Origin of the sequence: Lapillicoccus sp. (genome assembly GCF_046595215.1) — a bacterium.
Lineage (GTDB): Bacteria > Actinomycetota > Actinomycetes > Actinomycetales > Dermatophilaceae > Lapillicoccus.
Window position 1 is genome coordinate 1 of record NZ_JBKJPP010000201.1, and the last position, 9,017, is coordinate 9,017.

Consider the following 9,017-nt stretch of genomic DNA (forward strand, 5'->3'; position numbering starts at 1 on the left):
CTTGGACTTGGTCTTAGACAACTCGGCATTCCCTTCTACGTCGTGAGCAGGCCAGCCCTGGACGAAGCGCCGGCAGCCACGTTACGAGAAGGCATCCACACTCGGGCCATGTCCCTACCAGCGGTCACAAACGTCCGGCGACCCCGGTGACAGCACCTCTGAGATCATCCGAACAGGAGCCGTGAGTCATGCCGGGGCCGTTGGCCTGCACCCCCAAGGTGAGGGCTCCAAGAAGGTAACGGGAGCCGGAAAGACGCAGGGCGGAGTTGTGCGAGGTGCAGCATTTGCGGAAGGCCAGCGCCGGCCGGCAATTCACGGGCCGCCAAGTTCAAGTGCGGTCATGGAGTTCCGAGGCGGCGTCGCCGTGGATTCGCTCGTTGCGCGCCCTGATGAAGTCCATCGACCGGCTCATGTAGGTGCGGTACTCGGCAACGCTCGCGGCCGGCAGTGGGTCACCCGCGAAATCGTCGAAGGTCGTGAAGAACTTCACCTATACGTAGTCCTCCGAGACCAGGTCGTTGACGAGGAAGTGGTCGACGCACCCGCGGAAGTCGCCGAAGAGGGCGAAGAAGTCGCCAAGCCGGGCGAGGACGTCACGGAGGGGGCTGACGGTGCCCAGGTAGTGGCGTCGGAGGCACTCGAGAGTGAGGTCGAAACGGTCGCCGATCCCGGAATGAATGCCGCGGGCCTGATTGATCGAGTACGGCCGTGCACGCCAGGCCGCAGAAGGCGTTCACCTCGTCGGCCGGCGCCTGTCGGACGACGTCGACGAGGCGCGCTGGCCGACTCCAACCTGAGTAGGTGGCGGCAATGGTGTGGCTGCTCAGCCGGAAGTTGCTCTCTCGGGGAGGTCTGTCTCCCCGCGCACCTCAGAACAGCTCGACGAGGTTGCGGTAGGGGTCGAGGCGCTTGTCGGTGACGTCGAGCTCGGTCACCATGAGGTCGATCTGGTCCCAGCTGAGGCACCTTGCGGCAGAACCGGTTTCGAACTTCGCGGAGTTCACGGCCATGACGACGTGGTCGGACAGCTGGGCCATGAGCTTCTTGACCTCGGTCTCCTCGGCGGAGAACTCACTCGTCCCGAAGCGCGCGTCGATCGCCGCCGCCGAGAGGAATGCCCTCGCGAAGGAGAATTGGCGCAGGGTCAACGTGGCGACAGGTCCGACGAGCGACCCGGCATTGGGGTCCTTCTGACCCCCCGTGAGGTAGGCGTGCACGCGGGGGTCCCGGTGGAGGGTGAGGAAGGTCTCGACCCCGTCGGTCACCACCGAGAGGTTCTCTGAGTGGGGGAGGGAGCCGGCGAGCACCGAGATCGTCGACGACGCGTCCATGCAGATGCCGACACCCCCGGCTGGCACGAGGCCTACGAGCTTGCGCGCGATGATCTGCTTGGCCGCCCCAGCCCGACCCTCTCGCGCCACGAACGGTTCGGCGCCACGAACGGCGCCGCCCCGAACACGACGGACGACGCCATGGTCCTCGAGCGCCTGGAGGTCGCGGCGGATCGTCATGGTGCTCACCCCGAACCGGTCCGCGAGCTCCTCGATGCGCAGTGTCCCGTCGACGCTGAGCAGGTCGGTGAGCGACTGGCGGCGGCTTTCGAGGTCCACGCTGCTCTTCGCGCCCATCGCGCGTCTCCTTTCCCTGTGATCTTGGAGCCAAATTGTCACACATCTGTGACCTAACGGAGCCGGGCGGGGCCAGTCACGGACAGGAATCGGGGGCGCACCACGACGGCGCTGCGGCTGGTGCCTGAAGAGCGCTGCAAAACATCGGTATTCGACTCCAGTGCTCGCTCGGCCACGATTCTCCGCGCCCTCAACTCCTTGACAAACTGATGTGACATCGTGTGAACTTCACATGAACGAACATACTAGATGGTCGGCAAGTGACCGTCCGCTCCCTCGATACGACGACGAAGTCGGAGATCCCGTGACAGCCCCAGCGCTCGAGTGCCACGATCTGGTCAAGGCCTTCGGTGGGGTCCCGGTCCTCAAAGGCGTCTCGCTCTCCCTCGCTCCCGGTAGCGTCACTGCACTCGCCGGCGAGAACGGCGCCGGCAAGTCCACGATGATGAAGATCGCGTCTGGCCAGCTGCGTCCCGACTCGGGCGACGTTCTCGTCGAGGGGGCCCCGCTCGCCGCGGGCGACCCGTACGCCGCTCACCGGCAGGGCGTCGCCATCGTGCCGCAGGAGCTCGCGCCGATCCTCGACATGAAGGTCTACGAGAACCTCTTCCTCGGCCGCGAGATGCGCGGTCGCGCCGGTCTCCTCGACCGTCGCCGGATGGCTCGCGAGGCCAAGCAGATGCTCGAGGTCTTCGGGGTCGACATCGATCCGCAGGCGGTGCTGCGCAGCCTATCGGTGGGGCTGCGCCAGATCGTCGAGATCGTCAAGAACTCCAGCGGCGGGGCCAAGGTGCTCCTTCTTGACGAGCCGTCGTCCGCGATCGCGGAGCGGGAGGTCGAGCGTCTGTATGCCGTGGTGAACCGGCTGCGCGATCAGGGGGTCGCGATGCTCTACACGACGCACAAGATGGAGGAGATCCGGGCGCTCGCCGACCGGGTGGTCGTCCTGCGCGATGGTGGATTGGTCCTCGACGAACCGCTGGGTAAGGTCACCGACGACGACATCGTCGAGGCGATGATCGGCCGTGAGCTCGAGGACCTTTTCCCGATCGTCAGCGCGCCTGGGTCCGAGGTCGCTCTCGAGGTGCGCGGGCTGCACGTCCAGGGCTACAGCGCCCCGATCGACCTCACCGTTCGCCGGGGGGAGATCGTCGGACTCGCCGGGCTCGTTGGGGCCGGCCGGACCGAGCTGCTTGAAGCGATCTTCGGCGTCCGCAAGTCCGTCGCCGGCACGGTCTCTGTCGGCGGCCACACCGTCGCCCGCAACCAGCCGGCCGCCTCCATCACCCGGGGCATGGCCCTCGTCCCCGAGGATCGCAAGGGGGCCGGGGCGGTGCTCACGATGAGCGTCCTCGACAATGGGTCCCTTCCGAGGCTATCGCGGTTCACCGCCGGGGGATGGCTGCGGCAGGGCCACCGGTCGAAGGTCGTCAAGGACGCCATGTCATCGGTGCGCCTGCGCAGCCGCAGCCTCTCCCAGCACGTCGGAACGCTCTCCGGCGGCAACCAGCAGAAGGTCGTCCTCGCCCGCTGGCTCACCGGACACGTGGACGTTCTCCTACTCGACGAGCCCACCCGTGGTGTCGACGTCGGGGCCCGGAGCGAGATCTACCGGATCATCTCCGACCTCGCCGACTCTGGGATGGCTGTCCTCATGGCGTCGTCGGACATGCCGGAGGTGCTCTCCCTCTCGCACCGGGCGCTCGTGATGCGCGAGGGCCAGGTCGCCGGTGAGCTCGACCGGGCTGCCCTCGGCCAACCCACCGCGCAGGACACGATCTTCCGCCTCGCTGCCGGGCTCGAACCGACCGACCCCCCGAGGCCCGCAGCGGAACCCCGTCCCGTCAGCACTACCCCCACCACATCCCTGGAGGACGCCCGATGACCACTCAGCAGCTGACGCCGGCGCCGGACACGGGGACCTCGGTCCCGGAGCCAGAGGCCGGGGGTCGCTTCACCGCGGTGTGGTTCCGGGACCAGGCAATTCGCCGGGCCATGGTCATCGTGATGGTGCTGATCATCTCCTACTTCAGTTACCGCAGCGCCCGCTTCGGCACCCTCGACAACATCCAGAACATCGCCATCGCGGCCGCCCCGTTTGCCCTGATCGCCCTCGGGCAGACCTTAGTCATCCTGACCGGAGGCATTGACCTCTCGGTGGGGTCCCTTATTGCCCTCAGCGCGATGGCCGCCGCGGCCACGGTGAAGGGCCATCCCGAGCGCCTTCTCATCAGCGTGCTCGTCGCCGTCCTCGTGGGGCTGGTCGCCGGCGCCGTCAACGGGTTCCTCGTGTCGAGGGTTAACGTGCCGCCGTTCATCGCCACCCTCGGGATGCTCACCACCGCCTCGGGCCTCGCCTACGTCGTCGGCGGCGGAGCCCCGATCAACGGTTTGCCTGCGGAGTTCGGCGAGATCGCCAACAACAAGGTGCTCGGTCTCCAGATCCCCGTCATCGTCATGATCGTCGGCATCATCGTGCTGGCCGTGGTGATGCGGCGGACCTCCTACGGCATGAGGATCTACGCCGTCGGCGGCAACCCGGTGGCGGCCCAGATCGCCGGCGTCAAGACCAAGCGGATCCTCTTCAGCGTCTACGTGATCAGCGGAACGCTCGCCGGCCTCTCCGGCGTCATGCTCGCCTCCCGCGTCATCTCCGGACCACCAAACCTCGGCCAGGGCTACGAGCTGGACGCGATCGCCGCCGTCGTCATCGGCGGGGCCAGCCTCCTCGGCGGCCGCGGTGGCATCTGGGGCACCGCCCTCGGCCTGCTCCTCATCCAGACCCTCAACAACGGCCTCGACATCCTCATCGTCCCGGCCTACTGGCAGAGCGTGATCAAGGGCGTGCTCATCGTCGCCGCGGTCGCGGTCGACGTCTGGTCGGCCCGCCGTCGGACCTGAGCTCTGGCTCGTTCCCCCGACTCACTCGAGCTGCCCGCAGGCCTACACGCCCCGTCAGACCTTCGCATCTCCCGTACCCCAATACCACCACCACGAAATTGGAGAAACGATGTTCAATCGACCTCTGCGCGCCCTCGCCGTCGCCCTCACCTGCGTCGCGCTTCTCTCGGCGGCCGCCTGTGGCGCCGGTGACCCCAGCAAGAACTCCGGCGATAACGCCAGCTCGGGCGGCACTGCGGGCGGGACCAAACAGATACGCGTCGGCATCAGCGTCTACGACACGTCGTCCTTCATCACGGCCGGCAAGGCCGGCATCGATGCCTACGCCAAAGCCAACAACATTGACGTCCTCTTCAACTCGGCGAACCTCGACGTCAACACGCAGGCCAGCCAGGTCGACCAGTTCATCAGCGCCGGCGTCGACGCCATCATCGTCGTGCCTGTCCAGGCGGATTCCTTGGCGCCCCAGGTCGCTTCGGCCAAGGCGAAGAACATCCCGTTCCTCGCGGTCAACGCCAGCCTCAACAGCAAGGACCTCGCTGGCTCGGTTCTGCCAGACGACGTCAAAGCCGGTGAGCAGGAGATGCAGATGATGGCCGACAAGCTCGGCGGTAAGGGCAACATCGTCGTCCTCCAGGGCCCCCTCGGTCAGTCGGGTGAGCTCGACCGCACCAAGGGGATCCAGAACATCCTCGCCAAGTACCCCGACATGAAGATCCTCGCCAAGGACACCGCGAACTGGAAGCGCGACGAGGCCGTCAACAAGACGAAGAACTGGCTCTCCAGCTTCGGCAACCAGATCAACGGCATCGTAGGGGAGAACGACGACATGGGCCTCGGTGCCCTGCAGGCGACGCGCGAGGCCGGGGTCAAGCTTCCGATCGTTGGGGTTGACGGCATCGAGGACGGGCTCAAAGCGGTCTCCAGCGGCGACTTCATCGGCACCAACCTCCAGAACGGCACCGTGGAGCTCGCGGCGGGCCTCGCTGTGGCGGCCAAGATCGCGCGCAAGGAGGACGTCAACAAGAACCCCGTCTACCTCATGCCGACGGTGACGTCCAAGAACGTCGCGCTCTACACCAAGCACATCGTCACCGAGAAGGATGCCTTCCTCGCCCAGCTCCCCGCCCTCATCGAGGCCAACCTCAAGAGCGGCAAGATTGCCGACGAGGGTACGAGCTGACTCCGCCCCCGCGCCCGGCGAAGGACCGGGGGCGGGGACACCACCCCTGGGCTGGGCAGCCCGTCGCGCTGCCCAGCCCGGAGATCCCAGGCTTACAGAAAGGAACTTTCCCATGACGACGATGCGTGCTGCGGTCCTACGTGGCGTCCATGACCTGGCGATCGAGGAACGTCCCGTACCCCGGCCGGGCACCGGAGAGGTCCTCGTCCGCGTCTCGGCCGTCGGCGTCTGCGGATCGGACGTCCACTACTACGAGCACGGGAGGATCGGGGAATTCGTCGTGGAGTCGCCGATGGTGCTCGGGCACGAGTCGGCGGGGGTGATCGTCTCCGTTGGTAATGAAGTCGCCCCGGAACGTGTTGGCGAACGCGTCTCGATTGAGCCCGGTGTCCCCGACCTCACCTGTGAGCAGTGTCTGGCGGGGCGATACAACCTCTGCCCGGCCATGCGGTTCTACGCGACCCCACCGATCGACGGCTCCCTCGCCGAGTTCGTCGTAATCCATGCCTCCTTCGCCCACCCCGTCCCGGACACCATGTCGGACGACGCCGCGGCTCTGCTCGAGCCGCTCTCGGTGGGCGTTTGGGCCAACCGCCGGGCCGGAACGACCGCCGGCAGCAGGGTCCTCGTCACGGGCGCCGGACCGGTGGGCCTCGTCGCCATGCAGTGCGCGGTGGCCTTCGGGGCCACCGAGGTCGTCGTCGCCGACCTCAACCCGCACCGGCTGGCCCTAGCCCTGGAGCTCGGGGCGAGCGAGGTGATCCGGGTCGACGAGACCACCATCGCCGACTCCGGCGTCGAGCCGACCGTGCTCCTCGAGTGCAGTGGTCACCCGGGGTCGACCCGTGACGGCATCCGCGCCGTGGCGCGCGCCGGACGGGTGGTCCTCGTGGGCATGGGCGGCAACGAGCTCGCCCTGCCGCTCTCCCACGTGCAGAACCGCGAGATCGAGGTGACCGGCACGTTCCGGTATGCCAACACCTGGCCCACGGCCATCGACCTCGTCGCGAGTGGTCGCGTCGACGTCGACCGACTCGTCACCGGCCACTTCCCCCTGGACCGCACGTTGGACGCCCTCGTGGCAGGGCAACGCGACCCCCAAGCCGTCAAGTCCGTCATCAACCCCGCCAGCTAAACCCGGCCACACCCGGCCCGGGCCCACGACGATCCGACGACACGACCACTCGCCCGGAAGGACAATCATGACCTTCGTATTCGACGACCCCCACACGTTCACCGAGGACATGCTCGTCGGGTTCCTCGACGTGCACCGTGACCGCGTCGTCGGCCTGCCCGGTGGCGCCGTCCGCGCCGCAGAGACCCCCTCAGGGAAGGTGGCAGTCGTCGTCGGTGGTGGGTCGGGTCACTACCCGGCATTCTGTGGTGTCGTCGGCAGCGGCTTCGCTGACGGCGCGGTGGTGGGCAACATCTTCACCTCGCCCTCCACCGCGGATGCCTACTCGGTCGGACGGGCGGCGGCGTCGGACGCAGGCCTCCTTCTCTCGACGGGCAACTACGCCGGTGACGTCATGGACTTCACCCTTGCGCACGAGCGCCTCAACCGCGAGGGCATCGACACAAGAGTCGTGTTCGTGACGGACGACATCGCCAGTGCCCCGGTCCACGAGATCACGAAGCGGCGGGGGATCGCTGGCGACTTCGTGGTCTTCAAGGTGGCCGGCGCCGCGGCGGAGGAGGGCATGGGGATCGACGAGGTCGAACGGGTCGCGCGCCATGCCAACGACCGCACCCGCACCCTCGGTGTCGCCTTCGGCGGGTGCACGATGCCCGGCGCCGACGCCCCACTCCTTTCCGTCCCCGAGGGCCACATGGGCGCTGGGCTCGGGATCCACGGGGAGCCGGGCGTCGAGGACGCCCCCTTGTCCTCGGCCACGGAGCTCGCCCGACGGCTCGTGGAGGGGGTGCTCGCCGAACGACCGGCAAAGGACGGCGCCCGGGTCGGAGCGATTCTCAACGGCCTCGGCACGACCAAGTACGAGGAGCTCTTCGTGCTGTGGGCCAGTGTCTCAACCCTGCTCGCCGCCGCAGGTATCGAGGTCGTGGACCCCGAAGTGGGCGAGCTCGTCACCAGCCTCGACATGTCCGGCTGCTCGCTCACCCTTGTCTTCCTCGATGACGAGCTCGAGCGCCTCTGGCGGGCGCCTGCCGACACCCCCGCGTTCCGAAAGGGAGCCGCGGCGACCACCCCGGCAATGCCTCGCCGGTCGGCGAGCACCATGGTGGAGACCTCTGCCGCTGTCCTGCCGAGCACCGCCGAATCCCGTGCCTGCGCCGCGGTCGTTGCGGCAGCCCTCGAAGAGATGAGCTCGGTGGTCGTCCGGGCCGAGGACGAGCTCGGCCGCATCGACTCCGTCGCCGGCGACGGTGACCACGGCCGGGGGATGGTCAAGGCTATCGGTGCCGCCGTGACCGCGGCCGCCAACGCGGGGGCCGGCGCCGGCTCGACTCTGGTCGCCGCCGGTGATGCGTTCGCCGGCCGGGCCGGGGGGACGTCCGGCGTGCTCTGGGGCGCCGTCCTCGGAGCCATCGGGATGTCCTGGGGCGACACGGTCGCCCCGTCGGACACCGAGGTCGCGGACGGTGTGGCGGCCGGTCTGGAGTCGCTGTGCCGACTGGGAGGCGCGAGCGTCGGAGACAAGACGATGGTGGATGCCTACGTGCCGTTCTCCGACACCCTGACGGGCGAGATCCGCTCTGGCGCAACCGTATCAGCGGCTTGGGCCGCTGCGGCCGAGGTAAGCACTGCAGCGGCCGAGGCCACCGCCTCACTTACCCCGAAGCTCGGGCGGGCCCGACCCTTGGCCGCTCGCAGTATTGGCACGGTCGACGCCGGCGCCACGTCCTTCGCCCTGTGCGCCCACGCCGTCGCTCGCGTCCTGCGGGGTGCGCGATGACCGCTGCCCCGACAGGTGAGACACCGGAGTCGCCACGACCGACATCGCCGCCACCCTGGCGGATCGTCGTCGGTTCCGACGACGCCGGACTCGAGTACAAGACGATCCTCAAGCGCGATCTGGGCGGCCACGAAACCGGTTATGGCTATGATGTTGCAGGCCGAATGACCTCATCGAGCAGCAATGGGATGCTCGTGTCCTTCGGCTGGTTCAACAGCGGTCAGCAATCTTCGGTCACCATCGGCAACGCCAACGCAGGGCAGGTCAACACCGACTGGACGCGCGACGTTGCGACCTATAGCTATAATGTGCTTGGCAGCCGCCTTGCTGAATATATGGTCAAGGAGGTCGGCGATTACACGCCCGAGTCATGGTACTGGAACCCGTATG

At 67.7% G+C, this 9,017-nt stretch carries 6 protein-coding genes and 2 pseudogenes; 6 read left to right on the forward strand and 2 right to left on the reverse strand.

Annotated features, from left to right (window positions below; genetic code table 11):
- Positions 1-328: 328 nt before the first annotated feature.
- Together ACLL9L_RS16795 and ACLL9L_RS16800 are read right to left on the reverse strand one after the other, a co-directional pair.
- Positions 329-697 (reverse strand): annotated as a pseudogene (locus ACLL9L_RS16795) (DUF6994 family protein).
- A 172-nt stretch (positions 698-869) separates the two neighbouring features.
- A complete protein-coding gene (locus ACLL9L_RS16800) occupies positions 870-1,628 on the reverse strand; it encodes a DeoR/GlpR family DNA-binding transcription regulator (RefSeq protein WP_411285802.1) in 759 nt (252 codons plus the stop codon).
- Positions 1,629-1,932: 304 nt separating this feature from the next.
- On the opposite strand from ACLL9L_RS16800, the gene ACLL9L_RS16805 reads away from it, so the two are divergent.
- The 6 genes and pseudogenes from ACLL9L_RS16805 to ACLL9L_RS16830 form a co-directional block, all read left to right on the forward strand.
- A complete protein-coding gene (locus ACLL9L_RS16805) occupies positions 1,933-3,513 on the forward strand; it encodes a sugar ABC transporter ATP-binding protein (RefSeq protein WP_411285803.1) in 1,581 nt (526 codons plus the stop codon).
- Positions 3,510-4,529 carry an ABC transporter permease gene (locus tag ACLL9L_RS16810; protein ID WP_411285804.1) on the forward strand — a complete coding sequence of 340 codons (1,020 nt, stop codon included), beginning with the start codon at positions 3,510-3,512 and terminating at the stop codon, positions 4,527-4,529. The genes ACLL9L_RS16805 and ACLL9L_RS16810 overlap by 4 nt, the downstream gene beginning before the upstream one ends.
- Positions 4,530-4,638: 109 nt before the next feature.
- Positions 4,639-5,712: a substrate-binding domain-containing protein gene (locus tag ACLL9L_RS16815; RefSeq protein WP_411285805.1), complete on the forward strand. Its 1,074-nt coding sequence runs from the start codon at positions 4,639-4,641 to the stop codon at positions 5,710-5,712.
- Between the two features lie 112 nt (positions 5,713-5,824).
- Entirely contained in the window at positions 5,825-6,847 is a 1,023-nt protein-coding gene (locus ACLL9L_RS16820) for an NAD(P)-dependent alcohol dehydrogenase (RefSeq protein WP_411285806.1), read from the forward strand.
- A 67-nt stretch (positions 6,848-6,914) separates the two neighbouring features.
- On the forward strand, positions 6,915-8,627 hold the full coding sequence (locus ACLL9L_RS16825) for a dihydroxyacetone kinase family protein (RefSeq protein WP_411285807.1): 1,713 nt from the start codon (positions 6,915-6,917) through the stop codon (positions 8,625-8,627).
- Positions 8,624-9,017 (forward strand): annotated as a pseudogene (locus ACLL9L_RS16830) (hypothetical protein); the annotation flags it as partial. The gene ACLL9L_RS16825 and the pseudogene ACLL9L_RS16830, both read left to right, overlap by 4 nt.

Bases quoted from the DNA above. Each gene is read 5' to 3' on its own strand.
- ACLL9L_RS16815 (WP_411285805.1), top strand. From the start codon at position 4,639: ATGTTCAATCGACCTCTGCGCGCCCTCGCCGTCGCCCTCACCTGCGTC.
- ACLL9L_RS16810 (WP_411285804.1), top strand. From the start codon at position 3,510: ATGACCACTCAGCAGCTGACGCCGGCGCCGGACACGGGGACCTCGGTC.
- ACLL9L_RS16825 (WP_411285807.1), top strand. From the start codon at position 6,915: ATGACCTTCGTATTCGACGACCCCCACACGTTCACCGAGGACATGCTC.
- ACLL9L_RS16800 (WP_411285802.1), bottom strand. From the start codon at position 1,628: ATGGGCGCGAAGAGCAGCGTGGACCTCGAAAGCCGCCGCCAGTCGCTC.
- ACLL9L_RS16820 (WP_411285806.1), top strand. From the start codon at position 5,825: ATGACGACGATGCGTGCTGCGGTCCTACGTGGCGTCCATGACCTGGCG.